The 24,733-nt window shown below is 40.0% G+C and carries 21 protein-coding genes; 9 read left to right on the top strand and 12 right to left on the bottom strand.

The features are described from left to right. Positions 1-638 precede the first annotated feature (638 nt). On the top strand, positions 639-2,234 hold the full coding sequence (locus ABD985_RS09040; RefSeq protein ID WP_345371074.1) for a glycoside hydrolase family 10-like protein: 1,596 nt from the start codon (positions 639-641) through the stop codon (positions 2,232-2,234). 601 nt (positions 2,235-2,835) lie between these two features. Here the strand turns inward: ABD985_RS09040 and ABD985_RS09035 are convergent. Beyond that, positions 2,836-4,077 (bottom strand): aspartate aminotransferase type Ic, encoded by a 1,242-nt coding sequence (locus tag ABD985_RS09035; RefSeq protein ID WP_345371072.1) that lies wholly within the window; start codon positions 4,075-4,077, stop codon positions 2,836-2,838. Positions 4,078-4,570: 493 nt separating this feature from the next. Between ABD985_RS09035 and ABD985_RS09030 the strand changes: the two genes are divergently transcribed. From ABD985_RS09030 to ABD985_RS09010, 5 genes are all read left to right on the top strand, one after another. Then, the gene (locus ABD985_RS09030) at positions 4,571-5,218 is read left to right on the top strand and encodes a hypothetical protein (protein ID WP_345371070.1); all 648 of its coding nucleotides are present in this window, start codon (positions 4,571-4,573) and stop codon (positions 5,216-5,218) included. Between the two features lie 72 nt (positions 5,219-5,290). Beyond that, positions 5,291-6,439 (top strand): MFS transporter, encoded by a 1,149-nt coding sequence (locus tag ABD985_RS09025; RefSeq protein WP_345371068.1) that lies wholly within the window; start codon positions 5,291-5,293, stop codon positions 6,437-6,439. Positions 6,440-6,613: 174 nt separating this feature from the next. Further along, complete coding sequence (locus ABD985_RS09020) at positions 6,614-8,086, top strand: M14 family metallopeptidase (protein WP_345371066.1); 1,473 nt, start codon at positions 6,614-6,616, stop codon at positions 8,084-8,086. 234 nt (positions 8,087-8,320) lie between these two features. Next, positions 8,321-9,820, top strand: coding sequence for a serine hydrolase domain-containing protein (locus ABD985_RS09015; RefSeq protein WP_345371064.1), 1,500 nt, complete (start codon positions 8,321-8,323; stop codon positions 9,818-9,820). A 319-nt stretch (positions 9,821-10,139) separates the two neighbouring features. After that, the gene (locus ABD985_RS09010; protein ID WP_345371062.1) at positions 10,140-11,192 is read left to right on the top strand and encodes a hypothetical protein; all 1,053 of its coding nucleotides are present in this window, start codon (positions 10,140-10,142) and stop codon (positions 11,190-11,192) included. A gap of 128 nt (positions 11,193-11,320) precedes the next feature. Here ABD985_RS09010 and ABD985_RS09005 read toward each other — a convergent pair whose 3' ends face one another. Both ABD985_RS09005 and ABD985_RS09000 read right to left on the bottom strand, forming a co-directional pair. Further along, positions 11,321-12,526, bottom strand: coding sequence for a bifunctional alpha/beta hydrolase/OsmC family protein (locus ABD985_RS09005; protein WP_345371060.1), 1,206 nt, complete (start codon positions 12,524-12,526; stop codon positions 11,321-11,323). A 93-nt stretch (positions 12,527-12,619) separates the two neighbouring features. After that, the gene (locus ABD985_RS09000) at positions 12,620-13,147 is read right to left on the bottom strand and encodes a hypothetical protein (protein WP_345371058.1); all 528 of its coding nucleotides are present in this window, start codon (positions 13,145-13,147) and stop codon (positions 12,620-12,622) included. A 274-nt stretch (positions 13,148-13,421) separates the two neighbouring features. Here ABD985_RS09000 and ABD985_RS08995 point away from each other — a divergent pair, with 274 nt between their 5' ends. Continuing rightward, positions 13,422-13,865, top strand: a complete 444-nt coding sequence (locus ABD985_RS08995) for a DUF2141 domain-containing protein (RefSeq protein ID WP_345371057.1) — start codon at positions 13,422-13,424, stop codon at positions 13,863-13,865. Positions 13,866-14,026: 161 nt separating this feature from the next. Here the strand turns inward: ABD985_RS08995 and ABD985_RS08990 are convergent, their stop codons facing one another. The 3 genes from ABD985_RS08990 to ABD985_RS08980 all read right to left on the bottom strand — a co-directional run bounded on the left by ABD985_RS08990 (position 14,027) and on the right by ABD985_RS08980 (position 17,120). After that, positions 14,027-15,049 (bottom strand): S66 peptidase family protein, encoded by a 1,023-nt coding sequence (locus ABD985_RS08990; RefSeq protein WP_345371055.1) that lies wholly within the window; start codon positions 15,047-15,049, stop codon positions 14,027-14,029. Positions 15,050-15,203: 154 nt separating this feature from the next. After that, positions 15,204-16,067 (bottom strand): 3'(2'),5'-bisphosphate nucleotidase CysQ family protein, encoded by an 864-nt coding sequence (locus tag ABD985_RS08985; protein ID WP_345371053.1) that lies wholly within the window; start codon positions 16,065-16,067, stop codon positions 15,204-15,206. 69 nt (positions 16,068-16,136) lie between these two features. Then, positions 16,137-17,120, bottom strand: a complete 984-nt coding sequence (locus tag ABD985_RS08980; protein ID WP_345371052.1) for an oxidoreductase family protein — start codon at positions 17,118-17,120, stop codon at positions 16,137-16,139. Positions 17,121-17,274: 154 nt separating this feature from the next. Here ABD985_RS08980 and ABD985_RS08975 point away from each other — a divergent pair, with 154 nt between their 5' ends. Continuing rightward, positions 17,275-18,378, top strand: a complete 1,104-nt coding sequence (locus ABD985_RS08975) for an MBL fold metallo-hydrolase (RefSeq protein WP_345371050.1) — start codon at positions 17,275-17,277, stop codon at positions 18,376-18,378. 68 nt (positions 18,379-18,446) lie between these two features. Then, complete coding sequence (locus ABD985_RS08970) at positions 18,447-19,016, top strand: class I SAM-dependent methyltransferase (RefSeq protein ID WP_345371048.1); 570 nt, start codon at positions 18,447-18,449, stop codon at positions 19,014-19,016. Positions 19,017-19,039: 23 nt separating this feature from the next. Here the strand turns inward: ABD985_RS08970 and ABD985_RS08965 are convergent, their stop codons facing one another. The 6 genes from ABD985_RS08965 to ABD985_RS08940 all read right to left on the bottom strand — a co-directional run bounded on the left by ABD985_RS08965 (position 19,040) and on the right by ABD985_RS08940 (position 24,572). Then, complete coding sequence (locus ABD985_RS08965; protein ID WP_345371046.1) at positions 19,040-19,402, bottom strand: hypothetical protein; 363 nt, start codon at positions 19,400-19,402, stop codon at positions 19,040-19,042. Positions 19,403-19,465: 63 nt separating this feature from the next. Beyond that, positions 19,466-19,879 (bottom strand): T9SS type A sorting domain-containing protein, encoded by a 414-nt coding sequence (locus ABD985_RS08960; protein WP_345371045.1) that lies wholly within the window; start codon positions 19,877-19,879, stop codon positions 19,466-19,468. 241 nt (positions 19,880-20,120) lie between these two features. Then, a complete protein-coding gene (locus ABD985_RS08955; RefSeq protein ID WP_345371043.1) occupies positions 20,121-20,618 on the bottom strand; it encodes a hypothetical protein in 498 nt (165 codons plus the stop codon). A 319-nt stretch (positions 20,619-20,937) separates the two neighbouring features. Next, positions 20,938-21,735, bottom strand: a complete 798-nt coding sequence (locus tag ABD985_RS08950) for a (Fe-S)-binding protein (RefSeq protein ID WP_345371042.1) — start codon at positions 21,733-21,735, stop codon at positions 20,938-20,940. A gap of 259 nt (positions 21,736-21,994) precedes the next feature. Then, positions 21,995-23,335: a 4Fe-4S dicluster domain-containing protein gene (locus tag ABD985_RS08945; RefSeq protein WP_345371041.1), complete on the bottom strand. Its 1,341-nt coding sequence runs from the start codon at positions 23,333-23,335 to the stop codon at positions 21,995-21,997. A 268-nt stretch (positions 23,336-23,603) separates the two neighbouring features. After that, positions 23,604-24,572, bottom strand: coding sequence for a tryptophan 2,3-dioxygenase family protein (locus ABD985_RS08940; RefSeq protein ID WP_345371039.1), 969 nt, complete (start codon positions 24,570-24,572; stop codon positions 23,604-23,606). Positions 24,573-24,733 lie beyond the last annotated feature (161 nt).

Below are 24,733 nucleotides of genomic sequence, written 5' to 3'. Positions count from 1 at the left end.
CGAAATATAATTTTGATGATACCAACATCACTTTACTTATATACCGTAAATTGGGTAGCTTTCAAAATACTGAATTTCTGTGATGTTTTTGGTGTAAGATTATAGTTCCTTTGTAATGTAAGCAATGACAAATAGAACAAACAGATATAAGACTTTAATACTAAACTGACAAAGTCATTACACTTCAAGTGTTATAATAATTGAATTGGTCATAACATTCGTATACGAAATGTTTATAAAAGGTTTTAAGTAGTTGATTTGATTGGTAAGTTTATTCTTTGGGAAAAGGCAGTGATCTTCACAAGCCTTTTTTTTTGTGTAAAATGTTGAATCGTTGAATCGTTGAATTTCACCTTAGGTGAGTTGATTCGAGTTGAACTGTTGATTGATCTATTGATACTCATACAACAGTTCAACTCGAATTAACGAGCGAAGCTCAATTCAACTCTCCGAAGGAGAAGTTCAACGATTCAACATTTTATTATCTTTGTGCTTTCCCACAATAACCCCACTTTATTTCTATAAAAAAGGGAAATATTAGAATAGCCGTTTTCAGGGATATGAGGTTATACGGAACTCTATACATTTACATTATTGAAATTTGCCAATAACCATTAGAGCAATTTAGTGGAATAAAAATGAGGATTGTGAAAAAGGATTTGAGAAGGTACGCAGTCGTAGTATTTACGATATTGATTTCAACGCCATTGGCTTGGGCACAAGGGCCAGCCAAAAGAGAATTCAGAGCTGCTTGGGTAGCATCTGTAGCCAATATTGATTGGCCTGTGAAAAAAGGTTTATCCGTACAGGAGCAGAAGCAGTCTTTTGCGAATATCCTGGATGAGCACAAGGCGAGTGGAATGAATGCGGTGATTGTACAGGTTCGTCCTACTGCAGATACTTTTTATCCTTCGGCTAATGAGCCTTGGTCAGAATACTTGACCGGAACACAAGGAGAGATGCCAGGTCCTTATTATAACCCTTTGGCATTTATGATTGAGGAGGCACACAAGAGAAACCTGGAGTTTCATGCTTGGTTTAATCCTTACCGTGCCAATATGCGTGACTCTTTGGATCAATTAGCGGAAACGCATCCGTTGAGAAGCCATCCGGAGTGGTTTGTACATTATGGTACACGTTGGTACTATAATCCGGGTATTCCAGAAGTGAAGGATTTCGTGATTGGAGAGATCATGGAAGTGGTAAGACACTACGATATTGATGCCGTTCATTTTGATGATTATTTTTATCCGTACAAAGTAGCAGGAACGGAGTTTCCAGATAGCTTGGAATATCAAACGTATGGTGCGGAGCAATTTGAAGATGTAGCGGATTGGAGAAGAGATAATGTTAATGTTTTCGTAAAGGAGATTTCAGAAAAAATCAAAAAGGAGAAACCATTTTTGAAATTCGGAATTAGTCCTTTCGGAGTATGGAGAAATAAGAAAGATGATCCAGAAGGGTCCGATACCAATGCTTATACCAATTATGATGGCTTATATGCCGATGTATTGCTTTGGATGAAAGAGGGGTGGATTGATTATGTGGTGCCTCAGTTATACTGGAAAATAGGCCACCGTGTTGCAGATTATGATGTGTTGGCACGTTGGTGGAATGAGCACGATTATGGACGTCATATCTATATTGGACACGGCTTGCATAATGTGAAAAAATGGGAAGCAACGGAGCTGTCTAAGCAGTTGGAGTTGAATAAGCAACTGGATAAAATTAACGGAAGTGCTTACTTCAGTTCTAAATGGATCACAGGAAATGTGGCAGGAGTGCAAGATAGTTTGAAAAGCTATTACAATGAACCTGCATTAATGCCTGTTATGTCTTGGTTGCAAGCACCAGCATTGGCAGCAGCACCGGAGCTGAAAGAAGTAGGCGGGAAGTACAAAGAGGGAATTACCCTGAAATGGGAAGATGCCTTGAGTAGTACAGCCACTTATTATGCTGTATACCGTGCGATACTTCCAAAATCTGGAGAGACACCAGATTTCAAGTTACTGACGACCGTAAGAAGAGGTTTAAAAGACGAACAAACTTATACAGATCACACCTGTGAGGCGGGAGAGAAATATGTCTATGCTCTCTCTGCGCTCAATAGGTCACACCACGAAAGTGCGCCGCAGATGCAAGCCATTAAAGTGCGTCGTTGGTGGAAAGCTAAGAAACTAGATTACCAGCCTCAAGTACAAGAACTGCCTGAGGTAACCACAGATATTAAGTAGTAAATTGAGTTGGATTATATAGTAAAGTGAAAGGAATAATAGTTACGAGAGAGGTAACTATTAAAGATTTTATAGACATAACGGTGTTAGTTATTAAGGCTGCTGGACTTTGTCCATCAGTCTTATTACAAACTAAAATTATATAATGAGACGTTTGAAACGACGATCATTATTGCTATAAGAGTAATTTTCATTTTTATCGGATTGGGTTAGAGGCTGAGCCAGATGGTTCAGCTTCTTTTTTGTTTAGGCGGCTTGCGCCGCTGGTTGAGTAGCACTGCGTGCTGTTGAGTAGTGCTTCGCACTGTTGAGAAATAGGGCCTACTAGGACCTGTTCATAAAAAATCGCATTACCGAGTTGTATGAAGTACGATACAATGCACAAACATAACTCAACAATGCGAAGTATTTCTCAACAGCACGAAGTGCTGCTCAACAATGTGAAGCACTACTCAAGTTCATAAAAAATCGCATTGCCAAGTTATATGAAGTACAATACAATGCACAAACATAACTCAACAATGCGAAGTATTTCTCAACAGTACGAAGTACTACTCAACAGTGCGCAGCACTACTCAACCAGCGGCGTAAGCCGCCTCAACTATGCTTCGCTGCTAGCCGCTAGCTCAACACAAAGACAAACCACTTCCATGGCTTTCTTGATCTCCTCAATAGAAGGATATGTCGGAGCCAAACGGATATTGCTGTCTTTAGGGTCGTTCTTATAAGGGAAGGTAGCACCTGCTCCAGTTAGTTTCACACCAAGTTCATTTGCCAAGGCTACGACTTTCTTTGCTTGTCCTTCGTTCAAGTCTAAGCTGATAAAGTAACCACCATTAGGGTTGGTCCAATTAGCAAGGCCTTTTCCTCCTAGCTCTCTTTCCAATACTTCCAGTACGGCATCAAACTTAGGCTTGATGATGGCAGCGTGCTTTTTCATATGTTCTTTCAGACCATTGAAGTCCTTGAAGAAACGCATGTGGCGTACTTGGTTCAATTTATCTGGTCCGATGGTTTGGAACGCAAGGTGTCCTCTCAACCACTCCATATTATTCTCGCTACCCGCTACGGCAGATACCCCAGAACCTGCAAAAGTAATCTTGGACGTTGAGCCAAAGATAAATACGCGATCTGCTTGGTTTGCTGCTTTACAAGCTTCCAAGATGTTAGCCAAGGCATCCCCTTCTTCATTTAGGTGGTGTACTGCATAAGCGTTGTCCCAGAAGATACGGAAGTCATTGGCTGCTGTAGTCATGTTAGCCAAACGGTATACCACTTCCTCAGAAACAGTTAGTCCGGTTGGGTTAGCATATTTAGGAACAACCCAGATTCCTTTGATACTGTCATCTGCTTTTACCAATGCCTCTACTTGCTCCATGTTAGGGCCATCTGCATCGATGTCTACTGTGATCATCTCAATACCAAAGTGTTCACAAATAGCGAAGTGACGGTCATATCCTGGTGAAGGACAGATGAACTTCACTTTATCTAGTTTGCCCCAAGGTTTTTCACTTCCTGCAACACCATGTGACATGGCACGGGCTACAGTATCGTGCATTAAGGTAAGACTTGAGTTTCCTCCAATCACCACTTCAGCTTCTGAAGATACTTCCAAAAACTCCTTGAAGAAACTTTTCATTTCAGGAATACCATCCAATCCACCGTAGTTGCGAGGATCATCTCCTGTTGCCGTTCTGTAATCATCAGCCGTTACAAGATCCAACATGGCAAGAGAAAGGTCCAGTTGTTCCGGTCCCGGTTTTCCTCTTCGCATATCCAGGTCAAGATTCTCCGCTTTCGCCTCTTCAAACCTTGCTTTTAGGGTATCCAGTTGTGTTGTCATAATCGTAAATATTATTTGTAAGGGGGTATTTTAGTTATGAAAAAAGAATTCAGATGCTTGTTTGTCTTCATCATTCAAAGTTAATAACTAATTCGAATATTAATAATGTATGAAGGAATCATCTAATTAATTTTTAATGGAATAAGGGATAGTTTGTGAATTTGTGATTTGGCTAACGTAGAGGCCCTGAAGGGTAGCGATGACTTTTTAAATAACATGTAGGGTAGCTGTAAAGGGATTTTTTGGACTTTTATAAGTAACTCCTTGTCTTTCTGCTATGTTGCTGTTATCAATTGATAATGGGTTAGTGAAGAGTGTCTGTAGGTTAATAACATTGTAAAACCAATTAATTAATCCAAGCCAACTAACTAAAACCATTGACACTATGAAGCAAAAGGTGATTTGCACCCTGTTACTCTTTGTCCTTTTTTTAGATTCATTTTCTCAAGAACCGATTTCTTCTAAAACATTTAAAAAGTATAAGAGAAAATCTATGTTATCTACCCCCATTGCTGACGGGTGGTACGAAGCATATGTTCACACCACGAAAGATGGCTACCTGGTCAATAAGGTAGTAACCGCTGAAGTGAGGGTCATTGACAATCATATCGACCTGCTTCGCCTGTCAGGAGTACCTTACTTTGAGAAAGTATATGCCCAAGAAGCAATCTATAAAGGAGCAAGTACTTTTGTAAAGATGATTTACGAAGAGAGCAAGGTGTTTGTGGATGTTTACCCTGTACTAGGAGGTGAGGTAGTTTTAAATTATGATGTACAAGGATTACCCATTCCTATTGATCTAGAAAAGCGTAACCTTTCTAAAGGAAAGTTTAAAGCCTACACGACTGATGAAGAGGTCTCAGAGGAAAATGGCTTGTTTGTCTTTATAAAACAACCAGAGGAATCCCATTATACCATGATCAATTATTTAACAGAAAATACCGGAGGGATAGAGTATCCTGAAAATATTGAACGGGAAAGAAAAATGACTAACATTCTATTGACAGAAGGGGTCTATGAGTTTAAAGTCATCAAGAATAATCGATCAGGTAATAATAAAAAGCTCTATCAAGAGGCGGTGATATATATTTTTCCCGAGAAATCCATTTACTGGAATTTCAACAAAATAGAATGGGAGTAGTTAACAGTGCGGCCATCAATTGATCAAAATTTGATATATTGATGGCCGTATATTTTTTAAGGTAATATTCAGATGAACAACAATCAATTAAAATGGGAGACGAAAGCGAATCCCATGTATCGCTTTTTACTCTTACTAACCATCGCTACGGCTGCAGGCTTTCAAGGCTGGCGTACGCTTTTCAATAATTTCTCAGTAGATGAAATAGGCCTTAATGGGTTGGATGTAGGAGCAATCCAGTCTTTTCGGGAGGTGCCAGGTTTTATGGCCCTGTTGGTCATCTTTTTATTATTCTTGATTCGGGAGCATAAGTTAAGCGCCTTGTCGGTGATCACGATGGGACTGGGAATCTTGATGACAGGCTTTTTTCCGACCTTCTGGGGTATGGTCCTGACTACTGTGATTATGTCGGTAGGCTTCCATTATTTTGAGACCACCAATCAATCCCTGACTTTACAGTACTTCAATAAAGAACAGACACCGCATGTCTTTGCTCGCTTTAAGAGTATTACGGCCATGACCAATATTGTGGTAGGAGGAGCGATTTATGGTCTATCCTATGTGTTGAGTTATCAAGTTCTATACTTGTTGATTGGCGGATTTGCGTTGTTTGCTGGCGTATTTGCATATCTCCAGAATCCGGTAAAAGAGGAGGCAGAGGTACAGCATAAACGTATGGTTTTACGTAGACGTTATTGGTTGTTTTATGTATTGAACTTCCTCAGTGGCGCCCGTAGACAGATTTTTGTGGTGTTTGCCGTATTTCTTCTGGTGCAGAAATATCAGTATAGCATTCAGGAAATAGCCGTACTCTTCATATTAAACAATATCATTACCTACTTCTTTAATCCTTTGATTGGAAAGGCCATTAACCGTTATGGCGAGAAGAAGGTCCTTACAACAGAGTATTTAGGATTGATCGTGATTTTTCTCTCTTATGCTTTTGTTGAAAATCGTTGGATTGTCGCAGGTTTATACCTGTTGGACCATATTTTCTTTAATTTCTCTATAGGGATTAAAACCTACTTCCAGAAACACGCTGATCCCAAGGATATAGCGCCCTCAATGGCGGTAGGATTTACTATTAATCACATTGCCGCCGTAGTTATTCCAGTGATTGGAGGCGCTTTCTGGTTGGTAAATTGGCAGTTACCTTTCTTTGCTGGAGTAGCCTTGAGTGTGATGTCATTGGTATTCGTCAGCAAAATGGAGAATAAGTAAGGGTGCCCATAAGGGGCACTCTTACTTTCTTCGTGGTACATTTTGGTGATTGTTACTCTTCTTATTAAGGTTGCATTATTCGCCACACTACCAACGATTCAACAAAGCTAGTTGGTAGTATGGCGAGTAATGTAACCTTGATAAGAAAGAATTTATCATCCAAAAGAATTGACCATGAAGGTATTATCGTATCTAACCCTACTATTATTATTGATTACCGCCTGCGATACGCAGAAGACAACAAAGGGTATTGCTTCCTCCCAAAAACAGCAGTATGCTTTGGGACAACAACTGTTGAAAGATTATCCTCAATTTAAAGAAACGACGATCACAGATCGAAGGGTGGCACATCAAACCGTACAACAATTGCTACAACAATTGCCGACTTCTTTTGAGGTAGTAGAGAAAGGAACCTCCATAGAAGGACGTAAGATTTACTTGGTCTCTATTGGTGAAGGAGATATAGATGTTTTGCTTTGGTCACAGATGCACGGGGATGAGGTGACGGCCACTATGGCACTGATGGACATCTTCAATTTTCTGAAGGATACTACCGTGATGAAAGAAGAGAAAGCGCAGTTACTCTCGGAGGTGAAGCTGCATTTTATTCCTATGCTGAATCCTGATGGAGCAGAACGTTTTCAGAGAAGAAATGCTCTGGGCGTAGATATCAATCGAGATGCGTTGAGGTTACAATCTCCAGAAGCACAAATCCTAAAGCAAGTCAGAGATAGTTTGAAGGCTGACTTTGGGTTTAATTTGCATGATCAGAGTCGTTACTACTCGGCTGGAGATTCTGATAAACCAGCCACCATTTCCTTTCTAGCTCCTGCCTATAATGAAGCCAGAGAGATCAATCAGAAAAGAAAAGAAGCCATGCAGGTAATTGCTGTGATGAACCAGGCTTTGCAGCAACAGATGCCAGGGCAAGTGGCAAAGTATGACGATACTTTTGAGCCAAGAGCCTTTGGGGATAATATCCAGAAGTGGGGTACCAGAACAATCTTGATAGAATCTGGAGGGTATCCACAAGATAGAGAGAAGCAGTATATCCGTCAGATGAATTATCTGGCAATCCTTTCTGCATTATTCAGTATTGCTGAGGAAGGTTACAAAGCCTATGATATTGCGGAGTATCATGCACTTCCCGAAAACCAGCGAAAGTTATTAGATCTTAAGTTATCCAAGGTTCGTTATCCATTAAATGGTAAAGAGTATCTTCTGGATTTGGGAATTCGTAGAAATGAAAGTATTGGAACTGTCAATGATCCTTTTGTTTACGTTGGACGTATTACAGATGTTGGTGACCTGAGCACCTCTACGGCTTATCAGTACTTTGATGCGGAAGGCTTAAGGCTGCAAGGGGGAAAAGTATATCCTAAAGTTTTTCAGAAAGTAGAGGAGATAGGAACATTGGATATGCAAGCCTTATTAAAGGAAGGGTATACTTATGTGAAGGTCAAAGAGCTTGCTGAGGAAAAGCGTTATGCTTATTTATTGCCATTGCTGGCCGAAGACCAAGAACCTTCTAGAATAGGGTATGGAAGTCATGCTACTTTTTTATTGAAGAGGGGAGAAGTATTAGAAGCTGCTGTAGTGAATGGAGTCTTGATAAAGTTCTCTGAAAATGTCGTTTTGAATAAATAAATTAACTAAAAGTGATTATTTTTTATTTTTAACTTATTTAAATTAAAAATATTCATTAATAATTTATTTTTTTGTTTATATTGTATCCTAAGAAAGAAGCATTGAAAAAAATGCATATGAAAATGGTTTATCTGTTTTCGTACTTAGATTAAATTTACGCTTGGTTGCCTTCCCATTACTTGTGAATCATGGGTAATAGGGAAGGTTTACTATGTTTTAATAAAACGACTTCTCATGATACACAAACAAACGCTGCGTCTGTTGCGCTTTTCGCTTATTACTTTTCTGTTCGGGATGGGGTTGAGCAACTTACTTTTTGCGCAAGACTTTGAGACATATTTGGCGGGGATTGCACAGAAGCATCAATTGGTAGGAATGTCTGCTATTGTAGTACACGATGGACAAATGGTAGAGTCTCTACACTTTGGAAAAGCAGACATTGAAAGAAATATTCCTATAGGGAAAAAAACGATGTATCGCATCGCTTCTATTTCTAAGTTAGTGACGGCAACCGCACTGATGAAACTATATGAGGAAGGGAGTTTGGATTTGGATAAGGATGTGAGCGAGTATTTGGGATATCAATTTAGACACCCCAATCATCCTAATGCACCGATTACAGCCAAAATGCTATTGGCACATACTTCAGGGTTGAGAGATGGGAAAGGATATTTTGATTTTCTGAAAGCCTCTTACGGAAGTACTCCTAAAAATATTAGCGGATTATTAACAATAGAAGGATCCTATCATACGTCCGATTTGTGGGGGACGGAGATTCCTGGCAAGTACTTTACCTATGCAAATATCAATTATGGGGTGATCGGTACGCTCATTGAAAAAATTAGTGGCAAACGATTCGATTTGTACGTAAAAGAAGTTATCCTCGATCCTTTAGGAATGGATGGCAGCTTTAATGTAAGTGACATTGCTAATATTGAAGATATGGCCGTGTTATATCGCAAAGGAATACCTCAGGCCGATAATTATGGAGGAGTATCTCCTTCCCGTAATATGGATCACTATATCGTTGGTAGTAATGGGTTAGCGTTTGCCCCTCAGGGTGGCTTGAGGACTTCTGCTGAGTCATTGGGTAAGTTTATGCAAATGCATATCAATTATGGAAAAGTAGAGGGAAAGCAGGTGTTTGATAGCACTACGATTGCCAAGATTCATGAGCCGGTATGGACTTATTCCAGCACAGGAAATGGCAATAACTATCACGAGCTATTCAACCAATGGGGATGTGGTGCACACTTAATAACCAATAAGCCTAATGGTGATATTGTCATTGACAATTTGAAAATGGTAGGACATCCTGGCGAGGCTTACGGCTTGATCTCCGATATGTATTTCAATACAGAACATCGTTTCGGAGTGATCTTTATAACCAACGGATATTATAGGGATAAAGGCTATAGCTATGGACAACGCAGCGCATTTTATGGACCAGAAGAGGAAACATTTATGGCTGTAGAGCAGTATTACTACCCTTTGATCAGTGCCTTGAATCAAGAAACACAAGAAAAAGAGACCTTTTATGTAAGCCAAAAGGATAAGCAAGTTCACTTTACAGATACACCTAAAGGAACCTTGTTGATCTATTCTTTACAAGGAAAGTTGTTGCGACAAGTTACCGTGAATAGCAAGCGTATCTCACTGAAGGAACAAGGAGCTTGTATCTTGGTACATCAGACGGAAGGAAAAGTATCGGCTGTTCGTAAGGTAACATTGTAATTTGTTGAATTCATTCAGCAGCTATAAAAATTAAGTTTGTTTACGTGTTTATAGTTCATCAAAACACACCTTGAAGGGAGAGGCGTCTTCCTTTGGGTGTGTTTTTTGTTTTTTACTGCCCATAAGTTTTGCTTACGCCCCAAAAGCAATGGGGAACCTCCATACTATAGTAGTTAAGATTGAAGCGGTTGTATGAGATATACTTATTGTTTATGAGTAGTGATAGGCTTAATCTGAAAGTCTATATAATCCCCCTCCTAGAGTTATCGTAAAAAAATGTATTTTCAATAGCGTATATCAATGACTAATTATTCGACCTATGTCTATCTTTACCTTAAGAGTTTTACTTGTGTTATTATTGCATATCACTATTCATTATGAAGGTTTAGGACAAAAGATATATCCCCAGAAAACATTTTTCAAGACACGAGATTTCGGACAGTACTTCTTATCGGACCATTATGCGCCCAATGTCAGAGTAAATGGAGGTTTGGGGCTTAATCTATCAGGGTATAACATTAATACAGATAGAAATGAACAATATGTATTTTATAATGAGACAGTAATAGGAACTCAAATTCCTTTGTACCTTCAAAAGTGGAAGAAATCTTCTTTGGCAGTTTCTCTACCCATCTCTATGTCCGTATGGTTTGATTTTACCGAAGATATTACAGCTCCTATCCTTAATACAGATTATCGTTTTGGTTTGATGGAGACCAATTTTATAAAAGAAGTAGATAATGGCCGAATCAAGAACTGGGGTTTCAAGATAATTCCGTTCTTTCATGAAAGCACACATATCGGGGATGAACTGACGATTAGTAGAATTTTGGATTCCATCCCTATCACAAGAGTTAATGTCTCCTTTGAGACATTTGAATTTGCATTTATGGTGAATGATCCTAAAGAAGAGTGGATAAGTAATCACGCTTCAAAAATTGGGGCGAGAGTATTGTGGAACCACTCAAAAGGATGGTATTCGATAGGCTCTTATGAAGCTGAGGACTCAGATTATATCGCTTCCAAAAGGTGGTTTGAAGCATACTTCCAATATCAATACCAACAAGCAAAAGGGGTGCTGTCGTCTGACTATTGGTTGTTTATGACTTCTTTTGATTTTAGTTTAAGAGTGCAGTATGGATATCCTTTTTATTTAAGGGGACCTCAGGGACAAACGATTGTGGAGATCGAAAACGAGGAGCGATATAGTCCTACGTTTAACTTATTGTTAGGGTGGAAGTATCGGGATACCGTCAAGGAAATATCTAGGATAGGGTTCTTTTTAAGGGGATATACTGGCTTAAACTATCACGGACAGTTTCGAAATATCCCTACTTATCAATTTATGGGCTTTTCTCTGATTTATGAGTAAGCGCTTGTCTGGAACATTGATTCGAGGAATTTTTTATCTGAACCAGTGTTCCAAACAAGCTCTAAAGCTTTTTAGTGTTAATTACCGTAGAGATACGTCTATGGGGTATGCGTCTCAGATGCTGAATTTTACAGCAGCTTGGTCGTAATATTGTTCGTACTCGTCAGCGTCTTATGGACAGGACATTTGTTAGAAATTTCCAATAGTCTTTCTCGTTGCTCTTTATTCAAATCACCTTTTAAAGTAATTTCCCGTTCAATAAAGTCTATTTTCTCTCCGTCATTTTTAGCCTCTTTACAATCTTCAGCATAATCTTTCTTGTGGGATAGATGTACCTCGACTTCCTCCAAGGGCCATTCTTTACGATCAGCATACATTCTCAAAGTCATAACAGTACAAGCTCCTAGAGAAGCAAGCAATAGTTCATAAGGAGTTGGTCCTAGATTATCGCCGCCAACGTCCTCCGGTTCATCGGCCAGTAGCGGATGTTGCCCCGCAAGAATGTGTGTAGTGTAACTATCTTTGCCAATCTGGGCGACCACTTGTTGATGTGTCTGTAATGATGGAGCTTTAGAAAGCTCAAGGTATCTTTCTGCCCATTGAGCAATTACTTTTCCAGCATATAGGGAATCGTCCTTGTTGGTTAATAAATGGTCAGCCTTGTCTAAAGAAATAAAGCTTTTGGGGTGCATAGCTTGCTCGTAGATCTCGGCAGCATTATTGATTCCGACGATATTATCTTGTGGGGAGTGCAAAATCAATAACGCCCTTTTGAGTTGCTTAATAGACGCTTGCTTATCCTTTTTTCCAATATCATCGATAAACTGCTTTTTGATGGTAAACGGTCTTCCTCCAATATTGACCGTCGCTTTTCCGGAGCGATTGATTTCTTCCAGTTGCTCATCAAAAAGATGGGTAACATGATCTGGAGAAGAAGGGGCGCCTATTGTTGCAATAGCCTTGACAGAAGAAATATGATGGGCTGCTTGTATAACAGCGGCTCCTCCCAGGGAATGTCCAATTAATAGACTAGGGCTTTCCCAATGTTCCTGCATATATTCTGCCGCAGTGACAAGGTCTTCTATATTGGATGAAAAGTTGGTGTCCTGAAAGTCTCCCTCACTACTGCCCAGTCCTGCAAAGTCAAATAATAAAACAGCAAAGCCCATACTGGTTAGTGCCTCAGCGATATGCTGAACAGCTTTGAAGTTCTTATTGCAAGTAAAGCAATGGGCAAAGAGTGCGTAAGCTAAAGGCTTCTGTAAAGGGAGTTGTATTTCAGCAGATAGGGTAAGGTTTTCTTGGTTGTTGAAAGTGATTTTTTTTGTGTTCATAAGGTGTTTTTTATTGCTAATTGTTTATAGGTGATAAACGGAATATATATTAAGCATAATTACAATAGAAACAACCTTGGTAAGGGGAGTGTTTTAGAGCAAAGGCTGTAACTTATCCACAATAACCTTAATAGGCTCACAACTGTCCCTCCCTGCAAAGTACTTACTGTTGTTAAAGTAAATGCTCTTCCGTTTAAGATTTAGTGCCTTTCGGGCTACGCTATTTTGCTCTGCATCTACCACACCAAAAAGGCGTCGGGCACAGGCTAATTCCTTTGGAACAAAAGGATGCCATACCTGTCCGGTAACATAGCGTCTGGAGTGAAGTACGATAATATTGTCAAAGCTTTTTCGAAGCTCCCGTCCCGTTAAGGGAAGTCCTTTCTCCAGGGCATATAGGTACCAGGCGACCACCGTTGCATTGCCGTCATGCAGCTCGATAATCTTGGGCTTTTTCTGGATATTGATAATGAGGGTTTTTTCAGGAATACTTCCGGTATGCCTTAATTGGTTTACTCTTCTCCTGATTTTTTTTAGAACACGTTGATCCTTCCTGAAAAAATAGCCGTGGCGAGGAGAGCTTAAAAAGTCGCCAACGTTTAGTTTGTCAATGGCTTCCATTTACCTTTTATCAAAATAGTTTTTAGGATATGTTGATAGCAGCAGACGGAGAAGAAGAAAGCGGGTAGGTATAAGTCCCCTTCTTCTGTGATACTACTTTGTAATGTTATTTTCTTTTAACGAATAAAAATGTCAGAAGTTTTCTTTGACTAGATGATAAAGCCTCAATAGCACGAATTGCTATTCAACTCCTTAACATAAAAAATTTCCATTTTAATAACTGTAGTAGGTGATTCAGTGTTACCCTAGGGAATTCATATATTAACCACTGACTATGAATACCTATAAAATAATAATAACTGTCTGCTTCCTGTTGGGGAGCCTACTGTTTAAACCCTATAATGGATATGCTCAAACCCAAACCCTGGAGTTTGAGATTACCAATATTGAGCAAGGAAAAGGGACGGTATTTATCGCTCTTTATGATCGCGATGGAAAGGACTGGATTGATAAGCCGTTTAAGGATATGGTTATCGATACTAAAGAAGATAAAAAGGTGATTTCTTTTGAGGTACCTTATGGCACCTATGCAATATCCGTTTTTCAGGATCTTAATGATAATGGAGAACTGGATGATAATATGATGGGAGTTCCCAAAGAACCAATAGCTTTTGGAAATAACTATAAGCCTCTAGGAAATCCCAAGTTTGATGCGGCCTCAGTACCTTTTAATAAACACTATAAAAGGCAGCAATTGAAGCTATATAAGATCTTCTAGCACAGTTGAGGCGGCTTGCGCCGCTGGTTGAGTAGCACTGCGTGCTGTTGAGTAGAGCTTCGCTCTGTTGAGTTTTAAACAGTACCTTTTCTCAACTCACCGAAGGTGAAACTCAACAGCACGCAGTGCTACTCAACTAGCGGCGCAAGCCGCCTCAACATTTACGCTTCGAGCATGGGGGTTTCCAAGTAAGTTAGCGTATGCTTCTTGGCATCCATCTGTACTTTTACTCCTACAGGAAGAGAAAATTTATTGGTAATATGCCCAATGTTAGCACCGTAATAAGCCGGAATCTTTAGGGGGTAAATGTGATCCAGGAACAGCTCAGACAGGGAGAAGGAAGCGGCAGGGTCGTCAGAAACGCACTTTCGACAATTCCCAAAAATAAATCCGCTGATCTGATCTAAAACTCCAGAGATTTTAAGGTGCGTCAGCATTCGGTCGATACGGTAAGGGTCTTCATTTAGATCTTCCAGAAATAGAATCTTTCCTTTCCAGTCCGGAATATATGGAGAGCCTATCAGTCCAGAGAGTACGGTAAGGTTTCCTCCAACCAATTCTCCTTCTACTACACCGGGACGTATAGTATAGGCTTCTTCTTCCGTAGAGGTATCATTAATGAGCGTGTACATTTCATTAGTCATTACGGTACGTTGAAAGTGCTCTACAGAAAATTCATTCCAGCTGGCATATCCTACTAGTCCGTGGAAAGTAACCAAAGAGGATTTCTGGTAAAGGGCCAATAACAAGGCAGTAATATCACTCATCCCCATCACCATCTTGGGATTTTTTCGGGCCAGTTCATAATCGATATAAGGAAGCATACGGGCACATCCCCATCCGCCACGAATCGCTAAGATGCCGTTGATGTCCTTATCTCCCATAAATTGATTAAACTCTTTGGCTCTATCCTTATCCTTTCCTGCCAGGTATCCGTGTTGTTGGTATAAGCTTTTTCCTTTGACTGCTTCTAAGCCAAGCTCTTTAAGGGCATCACATACTTTATCAATATGCTTGGGACTAAAGACCGCTCCTGCAGGGGCCATGATCGCAACTTTATCACCTTTTTTTAATGGTCTTGGTTTTATAAGTCCTGGAGTAGAAGGAGTAGCTAAAGCAGGTGAAGAAGGTAAAAAAATGCCTGAAAGCATGGCTGTGTTGAATAGAAAGTTTCTTCGGTTCATAATCTCGAATGTTAATTACGTCTGGTTTGATACTATACCTAGGGTCCGTTGAAAAGGAGCACCTGGTAAACTAAAAAAATCGTTTGTATGGATATAGCAGGAAAGTTCAAAAAGTTGTCTTCCCTGAATATGAATCTTCTTATTGTCTAAGTTTTTAAGCAGAAAGTCCTTCTAATAGTAATAGCAAGGCCTCTGCCAGTTCATGGTTGGAGGTATAAAGTACTCCCTTTTCATTCATATAAGTCATTCCCTTTTTGTTGAGTGGTAAAGGGGAACCTTTTGTATCGGAAACGTGTGCTCCCATTTCTTGAAAAATACAAGCAGTTGCAGCGAAATCCCAACTGCAACCACCTCCTTTTTGAGGCTTAGGAAGCTTGAAATAGCAAGCGGGTGCATGTTCCAATACCCATAAAGCATTCATCACTGCCCCTCCAATTTCCTTACGCTTTAGTTCTTTATAACCATGCAGTTTTACCAAGGCCTCCATGCTTTCGATAACCTCTACATAGATAGGGTGTTTTTGAAAACTTTGATCGGCAATAAAGTGAAAAGTACTTGATGGAGTAATTGTCCAGGGCTGCTGGTTTTTATAAGCTCCTTTCCCCTTTATCGCATGGTATAAGGTATCTGTGACAGGATCATAAACAACGCCAATTACCGGGATACCTTCTTTACTGATTAGGGCAATAGAAACGGAGAATCCTTCGGTTTGTTTTGTAAAGGGTAAAGTGCCGTCCATAGGATCGATACACCAGAAATAGGCTTTCTCAAATCGACTTTTATCATCCTGACTTTCCTCGGTCAATAGTCCCAGATCATAGGTAGTCTGACTCTCAGCGAGTATGGATAATATGATTTCCTGGCTCTTAAAATCTACTTCCGTGACCACCGAGGATGCTAGACTATTACCCTCTTTACGCAAGACGTTGATATTAGGATCATGAAGGCTTTCGGAAATATATTTGCCAGCTTTTTTTGCCGCCTCTATCGCAAGGTTGGTAAGTTCTTCGAGATTCATCAAGGATTAATTTTCAATGATTAATTTTCACTGCTCACTGCTCACTGCTCACTGCTCACTGCTCACTGCTCACTGCTCACTGCTCACTGCTTTCAATACCTCCCTCTTCACCCTTTCACTATAGGCATTAATCTTCCAGTGATCCGGACTCCATCCTTTCAAAAATCGATGAAAGTCAGTCCATGCAACGGGATATAAAGCTCGCCAGTTTTTTTCTAGTGCATCAAGGTCGACGTTTTTTCTTTGTCTTTGAAGTGCACTTCTCAATTCCTGAAAATAAGAGTCAAGAATGCGTTCTTCGTAACGTTCACAATCCTCTTCATAGAGGCAACTACCAACAAAGTAAGCGACATCTTTCATTCCACAGCCACCGCCTACGTACTGAAAGTCGACAGCAGAAACCTTTTCTCCATCTTCTGAAAAACAGAAATTGGCGAGTTTAGCATCTCCGTGAACGATGGTTTGAAAGGGGCTTTCTTTCAAGATCTGATCGATTCTTTCTGCAACCTTTTTTAGTGGAAGATCATCAAGAGCAGCAAGTTCTTCCGGTCGTGTTTCTAAGTGCCAATAGGTACCTGTTTCCCATAGTCCTTTGGGATTGTTCCCCATAAAGGTGGCGTGGAAGTTAGCGAGCCAGTGCAAGCAGTTTTCAATGTCCTTCCATGTTACGGCAGTTTTGCGGGAGGGATATCCACTGCTATTTAAATCTTCCAGTATAATTAATACTTCTCCATCTTTTTTATCCATTCCAAGGCATTGAGGAATACGTGCAAGAGAAGGGCATTGTTGAGCATAGTCCTTATACCATTGAGTCTCGACTTCATAAGAATGTAGTTTTCGCTGGTGCGAAAGGTCGGAGTTCCATCCTCTCGGGTGTGCCCCTTTTTCTTCCAATTGTATATGTTTGACAACAACACTCTTGTGGTCTCCCTTGTTTAGTTGAAGCCTTAAGATTCTTCCATATCCACTCCAAAGCTCTTGAATAACCTCGGTTTTGGTGATTGATTCGGAATTGGTAGATTGTAGGATCACCTTTTTAAATTGCTGATTCATTTTTAAAGGTAAAAGGTAAAAGGTAAAAGGTAGGGGCGACCCCGTGTGGTCGCCCATCGTTTGAGTTTATTCCTATCTGGCCACCTATTTAAATAAGGTCGCTTTTATAAAAAAATATATAAACACTTTTCAAAGTAAAACAAACACCTTCTTTATGACAAGCTTAATACTTCCCTTCGTGATTATGCTTTCTGTAATTTCTGTAGGGATAGCCTTTTTGAAAGGGCGTCAGTTTGGCGGTAAAATAACAAAAAATGATTTGGAACGATATCAACGATCATCCAATTGGAAAAAAGGGCAATTTGAAAACTTGATTGAAACCAAGATGGACATCAATTTGGGGACGATGCCAGGGTTGATTATGAGGAATATGAGAGACAAGCGAAATCGGACTCCTCAGGATCCTTTAGCGATATTACCTTTAGACCGTAAGCGCTTTCAAGAAGATATAGACCGTCCTAAGTTTATCTGGTATGGACATTCTGTGTTATTGCTACAGGTCAAAGGAAAAAATATTTTAATTGATCCGATGTTTGGACCTAATGCAGCTCCTATAGCCCCTTTCCCTTCCAAGCGATTTAGTGAAAATACTCTGGATATTATTGATCGACTTCCGCCGATTGACCTGGTGTTACAAACCCATGACCATTATGATCATTTGGATCTGGATAGTATTACAAAGTTAAAAAATAAGGTGGACCATTGGTGGGTAGCAATGGGTGTAGAGCGTCACCTTGTACGCTGGGAAGTAAAAAAAGAAGGTATTAAGGAGTTTGATTGGTGGGATACCGATTCTTTCCAAGAACTAGAAATTACATTTACTCCTTCCCGACATTTTTCAGGAAGAGGATTAAAGGATAGAGCGAAGTCCCTTTGGGGAGGTTGGGTAATTAAGTCAGAAGAACATTCGATTTACTGGTCAGGAGACGGAGGTTATGGGCCACATTTCAAGGAAGTAGGGGAGCGTTTAGGTCCATTCGATTGGGGCTTTATGGAATGTGGACAATATGATAAATTGTGGCAAGCGATTCATCTGATGCCGGAAGAAAGTATATGGGCAGCTCAGGATGCAAAAGTTGATGTCGCTATTCCGGTGCATTGGGCAGGGTTTCGTTTAGCTTTACATCCTTGGAAAGAGCCTGTTAAGCGTTTTGTAATGGAGGCAGAAAGTAAAGGGGTAAATGTTGCTATGCCAAGGTTGGGAGAAATGGTAAAGATGGGTGAGGTACCTACTTTTCGATGGTGGGAAGAGTACTAGAAATTGGGTGGAATTAGTTATTTGTAGGCTTTAACTTGAGGTAAAAGTTTTTAGTGAAAAAAAAGGATATGGAAGGAGAATATTATAAAACGAAAGCATCAGTAGAGGAATATATTCGTATGGCAGAGGGGTTTGATGGAGGAAAACTGATTGAACAATTGAAAGCGTTTTTACCAGAAGGGTCTCGTCTATTGGAAATAGGTTCTGGCCCGGGTACAGACTGGAATATTCTTAAGGAAGTTTATGATGTCATTGGGTCTGATAATTCTGTAGAGTTTTTGAAACATCTTCAGAAAGAAAACCCTGAAGGAGAGTTCTTGGAGTTGGATGCGATCACACTAGCAACAGAAAAGACTTTTAATGGAGTCTATGCCAATAAGGTATTACACCACCTTAATGATGAGGAGCTGAAACAGTCCGTGGAACGACAAGCTGCTATATTATCTTCCAATGGAGTAGTTTGTTTTTCTTTTTGGAAAGGAGAAGATTCTGAGGTTTTCAATGGACTATTTGTGAACTATCAGAATGAAGAAACGTTGAAAGAAGCTTTTGGGAAGTATTTTGACATACTATTATTAAAATCCTATCAGGAGTTTGATCCAGATGACTCTTTATTATTAATCGCTAAAAAACGATAGAATAGGTTAATTAGTGACAATATTTAATCTTTTGAGCTTTTCCATATGCTCCATCCTAGATAAATAAAAACTCCCTGTAATAAAAGGCGTAGAACCGCAGTAGTTTTGGAACCTACTACCGGGACCTCACTTATTAGGTCAAGAATATGGATCGGTAAAAAAAGAAGCATGAGAATGGCAAAAGCTATTCCTCCTATTTTCTGTGTCTTTTTGAATAAAAGTAAGCAAGCAGTAGAGATTTCAGCGATAGCTGCGGCAATGTTGGCAAAATGAGGGTGAACCACTTCAGGGATCAATGGTTCGTAAAAGTTTGGAATCATAAGGTGAGCGAGCCCCGTTAGCAATAAAAAGATGGCTAATAATAAAGGGAGGTATTTATACATCATGATGTCTGCAAGTGTAATGTTAAGGTACCAAAAAAGGTGTTCTTGCTAGCAAGAACACCTTTTTTAATTGAGGACAAATTTCTTTGTAATTCTACTACTCCCATTCTTTAGTGTCAGAAAATACAACCCTGCTTGAAAAGCGGCTTCTGGAGCGATTGTATATTCCATCGCACTTCTAACTGGAGTAACCTTTTTCTTGAAGACCACATTTCCAATAGAGTTGAAAATAGTGATTTCCAAAATGTGGTTGCTGTTAGCACCGGTGATGCTAACTTTAACTTCCTCCCTGGTATTGTCATCGGGATAAATATCGAAGTCAAGATTCCCTGAATTCCTGTAGCTTAATAACTCGCTACTTCGATGACCTTCCAGTGGGAACTTAAGTAGCGTGGAAGTTCCCGCATAACTTGTCAATGAAAGGACAATGGAAAGTGAAAGCGCAAAGAACTTCACCATTAATGCGTGAAGTTTTTTCATTCGTTGTACAGTTTTTAATCTATAATCAAATGATTTAGGATGAACAAATAGACTACTGCGACAATCTGTTGCAATAGTTTCAAGTTATCAACTAATATATTACGGAAAAAGGTTTTCCGCCAGTGGTTATTTTATAATATTAATAAAACTTGTTGAATTCTCAAGTGATTAACGCCCTTTAACACCCTTAATCACAGAAGAATACCAAGGAATAGTGATTTTATGCCAGCCCTATAAGTTTTTATTGAACTGCCTTTGGAAGGTAACGCTTTAGCCAGGTATTATTTAATGCTTTAGGCCATTCTTCTCGATATTGGGCGACATTTTGTATAGTGTTATCATATACAGGTGTTTCTGAGGAAATCAAGCCATCTTCTACCGCTTTTTTTAGCCCCATCATTGGGATAATTTCCAATCCATTATTTGTTTCTACAGCAACCTCTGTTCGACTAAATAACTGCACGTTCAACTGCTCCTCAATCGCTTTGATAATGGCGACAGACTTATCTATAGAACATCCTGATGGGGCATGGTGCTCTTGATCTACTGCCAGAATAATAAATCGATCTTTGATAATCTCAAAGCTACCTTTTAAGGCTGTACCATGTGTGTCCCATTGGTTGATGAAGTTTTCCAATAGTTGTGCAATGCCTTTTTGCTCATCAGAAGAGAATACTCTACTGGATTGGTATACCCAGATACGGGAATGGTTAGGAATATTTTCGAATGCGATATACATATGTTCTTGATCAACTAATAAAATATAAGCTATCTGTTTCTAAGTGAAACAGTTTACTTTTCCAATTTGTTTATAAAACTCGTGGGCTGATTGCTAAGTAAACTTATAGCTAAGTGCTATTTTCAGCCGGTTTAAGGATAAAGGGTGAAGGATGAAGGATAATAACTGTCTCCATAAATTCTTATTCCTTCTTCCTTCTTCTTTCTTCCTTAAACCACTAGGCAAAGGTAGTGGGAGGTAGCACAAAATAAAATATTCGGAGACGAAAAAAGGGCACGAATGTTCGTGCCCTTACGGATTACTTCTTATCTATTATCGGTTACTTTTCCTGTTGTATTGCGATTAGTTCAGCAATATCCAGAACTTGGACTTCCTGCTCTTTTTCTTTGTTCTTTACACCATCAGTCATCATGGTCATACAGAAAGGACAAGCTGCAGCAATTACTTTAGCACCTGTTTTCAGTGCTTCTTCTGTACGCTCAATATTGATTTCCTTGTCGCCACTTTCGGCTTCCTTGAACATTTGTGCACCACCGGCTCCACAGCAAAGGCCTTTTGTTTTACAGCGTTTCATCTCTACCAAGTCGGCATCTAGTGCCTCCAAAACTTTTCGAGGAGCTTCATAAACATCATTGGCACGTCCCAGGTAGCAAGAGTCATGATACGTAATCTTTTTACCCTTGAACTCTCCTCCTTCCTGCATTTTTACTTTTCCAGCGTCAATCAACTCTTGAAGGTAAGTGGAGTGGTGTACTACCTCGTAATTACCTCCTAAGGCTGGATATTCATTTTTAATGGTATTGAAGCAGTGAGGGCAAGCCGTAACGATACGCTTAACATTGTACGCATTCAGGGTTTCAATGTTAGTCATGGCTTGCATCTGGAAAAGAAACTCATTTCCAGCGCGGCGAGCAGGATCTCCGGTACATGACTCCTCAGGACCAAGTACAGCGAAGTTGATGCCTGCACCATTCAATATTTTTACAAAGGCAGTGGTCACTCTTTTGTAACGGTCATCAAAAGATCCCGCACATCCTACCCAAAATAATACTTCTGGTTCTTTACCTGCTGCAGCCATTTCGGCCATAGTAGGGATTGATATATTGGTATTTTCCATATGTTTATTTGCTTGTCAATTAATATTTGGTTGAGTGGCACTACGTGCCGTTGAGAAGTGCTTCGCACTGTTGAGTGGAGCTTCGCTCCGTTGAGTTTTACGGTAGTGCCGGCGCTCAATGGAGCAAAGCTCCACTTATATGCTCAAAGGTGATGAAAGGCTGATTTACTTATATTAGAGCTAATGCTCAACGGAGCGAAGCTCCACTCAACGGCACGCAGTGCCACTCAACCAGCGGCGTAAGCCGCCTCAACATAGGTTAGCTTTTTACAGATTTGATTTCGTCTGCCCATTTGAAGCGATCCGTTGGAGGGAAAGCCCAAGGTGCTTGGTTGTTCTCAATATTCTGGAACATCGCATTCCACTCCATAGGAGTACCTGACTCTTCCATGGCTACATATCTTCTCATATCCAGGATGATTGATAGTGGGTCGATATTGATAGGACAGGCATCAACACAGGCATTACAAGAAGTACAAGCCATTAGCTCTTCCTTGCTGATATAGTCTCCGTAAAGTGCTTTACCATCGTCGTGTCCTTCCCCATGTTGGTCTATATTCTTACCAATTTCCTCGGCACGATCTCTTGTATCCATCATGATTTTTCGAGGAGAAAGTTTTTTGCCCGTAAGGTTGGCTGGACAAACAGAGGTACAACGACCACATTCGGTACAGCTATAGGCATTAAGAACATTGACCCAAGTAAGGTCCTGTACGTCTTTGGCTCCAAACGTACCGACTTCTTCCTCTTCATTACCTTCTTCAGCAGGAAGTCCCATCATAAGTTTAACCTCATTGGTGACTGAGTCCATGTTTTTCATTTTCCCTTTTGCTTCCAGGTTTGCGAAGTAGGTATTAGGGAATGCCAGGAAGATGTGTAAATGCTTAGAGTAAGTAATGTATACCGCAAAAGCCATGATACCAATAATATGCATCCACCAAGCAGTACGTTCCACAGCAATCAGTACCGTGTTAGAAAGTCCTTGATAAAGCGGAATCAATGACTGGCTAATAGCAAACTCTCCAACAACGGGGTAATGTTCAGCACCACGGCTTTGAAGAATACTGTCGGTAGCATTCATAGTATACAGGGCAAACATCAGTACAATCTCCCATATCAGAATGATATTGGCATCAGAGGTTGGCCATCCTTTCATTTCCGGTTTGTGGAAACGTGGTAAACGCATGATATTTCTTCTAGCCAAGAATGCGACACAGGCCAAAACAACCAATAAAGCGATGGTTTCAAAGAAGTTGATCAGAAAGGAATAAAAATCGCCAAAAATGCCAGCAAAAAGACGGTGCGTTCCCAATAGCCCATCCAGGACAATTTCCAGTACTTCTAAGTTAATCAATAAGAAACCAGCGTAAATCGTGAAGTGCATGATGCCGGCCAGTGGGCGTTCGAACATTTTCTTTTGTCCGAAAGCAATCAATATTGTATTGCGGATGCGAGCCCCTTTGTCTCCCGGTTGCTCAACCTCCTTCCCAAGCAAGATATTGCGTCTAATGAAGCTACCTCTTTTAAAAAGTAGATATCCTGCAGCACCCAAGACAAGCACAAAAAGCGCTTGCTGAGCAATTTGAATAGGGTTCTCCATATTTGTGTGTGTTGTTTGTTGGTATAAATGATGAAATTCTTACGGGAGTATAGCAGTACTCCAATAAGTACTATTGTAACGGAGGTAAGGTAATATTCCTATGGTTAAAAGGAGATAAAATATTACCATGTTACATAATTGTAATCAAATGTAAATAAAAAATGTTATGCATGCATAACAAAAAAGATATTTTTTTGAGGTAAAAGGTAAAAGGTAAAAGGTAAAAGGTAAAAGGTAAAAGGTAAAAGGTGATTTTACTTTTTACCTCTTACTTCTTACCTATTACCTCCATAACATAAGCTTTGCCCCACTCTTGTTTTTCTTCTTCACTCCACAAGTCGGGAAAGAAGGAGCGCTTTTGGAATCTTGGAGGAAGATATTTTTGCCAATTGGTACCTCCCGTAGCTGCGATATCTTTAGGCTCTGCATGTAAATAGCGCACTGCGGATTTATAGTGAGAAAGCGGCCAATTGATATTGGCGAGCTGATCGTAGCTGCGTAAGGCAACAACGATTTCTTGCTGAAGAGGAGTGTCCTGTAAGTGTTCCTGATACAGTCTCCAGAGGTTACATGCTTGCATATCCTTGCCCAGTTGAATTAAATCATCCCGGTATTTGCGCATGAACATTTTTAGGGTGAGAGTTTGTTTTCCGGTAGCGAGTTCGGTAGCTCCCTGTTGCCAATAAATATGTGCAAACTGTTTTTCAATAGAAGTATTTTGTGATAATTCTTCCTTATAGGCGTGATCTACCAAATAAATAAAATCAGTACTCATGACTTCTATCTTACGGTATTGTACTGACTGAAACCCACTGGCAGGGAGAAGGGCCATACGGTATTTCAAGAACTGCTCCTTATCCATACCATCGATCATAACTTCAAAGGAATCGCATAGATGCAGAAAGTAGCGGTTGATTCGTTGTATCCTTTTAAGAAAGAAGCTATCGGTGATACCATCCCCTTGTGTGCTGATCTGTTTCAGTTCATGTATAATTAGCTTAAAGTAAAGCTCCGTGATTTGATGATACATGATAAAGATTTCCTCATCAGGAAAGTCAGTACGAGGGTTTTGTAGACTCAATAATGTATCCAGATGAATATAGTCCCAATAGGTCAGGTAATTGGAATAGAGTAAGCCATCCAGATAAGAGGAAAGGTCTTGTCCCATGGCCTCGTATTTTTCTTGTAGCTTACTGACTTGCTCAACAATTTTTGGGTCGATTGATTGATTATCCATGTTTAAGGTAAAAGGTAAAAGGTAAAAGGTAAAAGGTGTAGGGGCGACTCTTGTGGTCGCCCAGGGTTACAAAGTATATTGAACATTAAACAATAGGCAGACCCCACATGGTCGCCCTATGTTTCCTTGTAACAGAACCATTGTTCTCCCCCATAAAATAC

It is taken from the genome of Algivirga pacifica (assembly GCF_039543525.1).
Lineage (GTDB): Bacteria > Bacteroidota > Bacteroidia > Cytophagales > Flammeovirgaceae > Algivirga > Algivirga pacifica.
The sequence above is the reverse complement of the archived record's forward strand: the minus strand, read 5'-3'. Positions and strand labels throughout refer to the sequence as shown.

Coding starts and splice junctions, on each gene's coding strand:
- ABD985_RS09035 (WP_345371072.1), bottom strand. CDS start 4,077: ATGACAACACAACTGGATACCCTAAAAGCAAGGTTTGAAGAGGCGAAA.
- ABD985_RS09015 (WP_345371064.1), top strand. CDS start 8,321: ATGATACACAAACAAACGCTGCGTCTGTTGCGCTTTTCGCTTATTACT.
- ABD985_RS08985 (WP_345371053.1), bottom strand. CDS start 16,067: ATGAATCTCGAAGAACTTACCAACCTTGCGATAGAGGCGGCAAAAAAA.
- ABD985_RS08960 (WP_345371045.1), bottom strand. CDS start 19,879: ATGAAAAAACTTCACGCATTAATGGTGAAGTTCTTTGCGCTTTCACTT.
- ABD985_RS08965 (WP_345371046.1), bottom strand. CDS start 19,402: ATGATGTATAAATACCTCCCTTTATTATTAGCCATCTTTTTATTGCTA.
- ABD985_RS08980 (WP_345371052.1), bottom strand. CDS start 17,120: ATGAATCAGCAATTTAAAAAGGTGATCCTACAATCTACCAATTCCGAA.
- ABD985_RS09040 (WP_345371074.1), top strand. CDS start 639: ATGAGGATTGTGAAAAAGGATTTGAGAAGGTACGCAGTCGTAGTATTT.
- ABD985_RS08970 (WP_345371048.1), top strand. CDS start 18,447: ATGGAAGGAGAATATTATAAAACGAAAGCATCAGTAGAGGAATATATT.
- ABD985_RS09005 (WP_345371060.1), bottom strand. CDS start 12,526: ATGAACACAAAAAAAATCACTTTCAACAACCAAGAAAACCTTACCCTA.
- ABD985_RS09010 (WP_345371062.1), top strand. CDS start 10,140: ATGTCTATCTTTACCTTAAGAGTTTTACTTGTGTTATTATTGCATATC.
- ABD985_RS08990 (WP_345371055.1), bottom strand. CDS start 15,049: ATGAACCGAAGAAACTTTCTATTCAACACAGCCATGCTTTCAGGCATT.
- ABD985_RS08940 (WP_345371039.1), bottom strand. CDS start 24,572: ATGGATAATCAATCAATCGACCCAAAAATTGTTGAGCAAGTCAGTAAG.
- ABD985_RS08955 (WP_345371043.1), bottom strand. CDS start 20,618: ATGTATATCGCATTCGAAAATATTCCTAACCATTCCCGTATCTGGGTA.
- ABD985_RS08945 (WP_345371041.1), bottom strand. CDS start 23,335: ATGGAGAACCCTATTCAAATTGCTCAGCAAGCGCTTTTTGTGCTTGTC.
- ABD985_RS08975 (WP_345371050.1), top strand. CDS start 17,275: ATGACAAGCTTAATACTTCCCTTCGTGATTATGCTTTCTGTAATTTCT.
- ABD985_RS09030 (WP_345371070.1), top strand. CDS start 4,571: ATGTTATCTACCCCCATTGCTGACGGGTGGTACGAAGCATATGTTCAC.
- ABD985_RS09000 (WP_345371058.1), bottom strand. CDS start 13,147: ATGGAAGCCATTGACAAACTAAACGTTGGCGACTTTTTAAGCTCTCCT.
- ABD985_RS09025 (WP_345371068.1), top strand. CDS start 5,291: ATGAACAACAATCAATTAAAATGGGAGACGAAAGCGAATCCCATGTAT.
- ABD985_RS08995 (WP_345371057.1), top strand. CDS start 13,422: ATGAATACCTATAAAATAATAATAACTGTCTGCTTCCTGTTGGGGAGC.
- ABD985_RS08950 (WP_345371042.1), bottom strand. CDS start 21,735: ATGGAAAATACCAATATATCAATCCCTACTATGGCCGAAATGGCTGCA.
- ABD985_RS09020 (WP_345371066.1), top strand. CDS start 6,614: ATGAAGGTATTATCGTATCTAACCCTACTATTATTATTGATTACCGCC.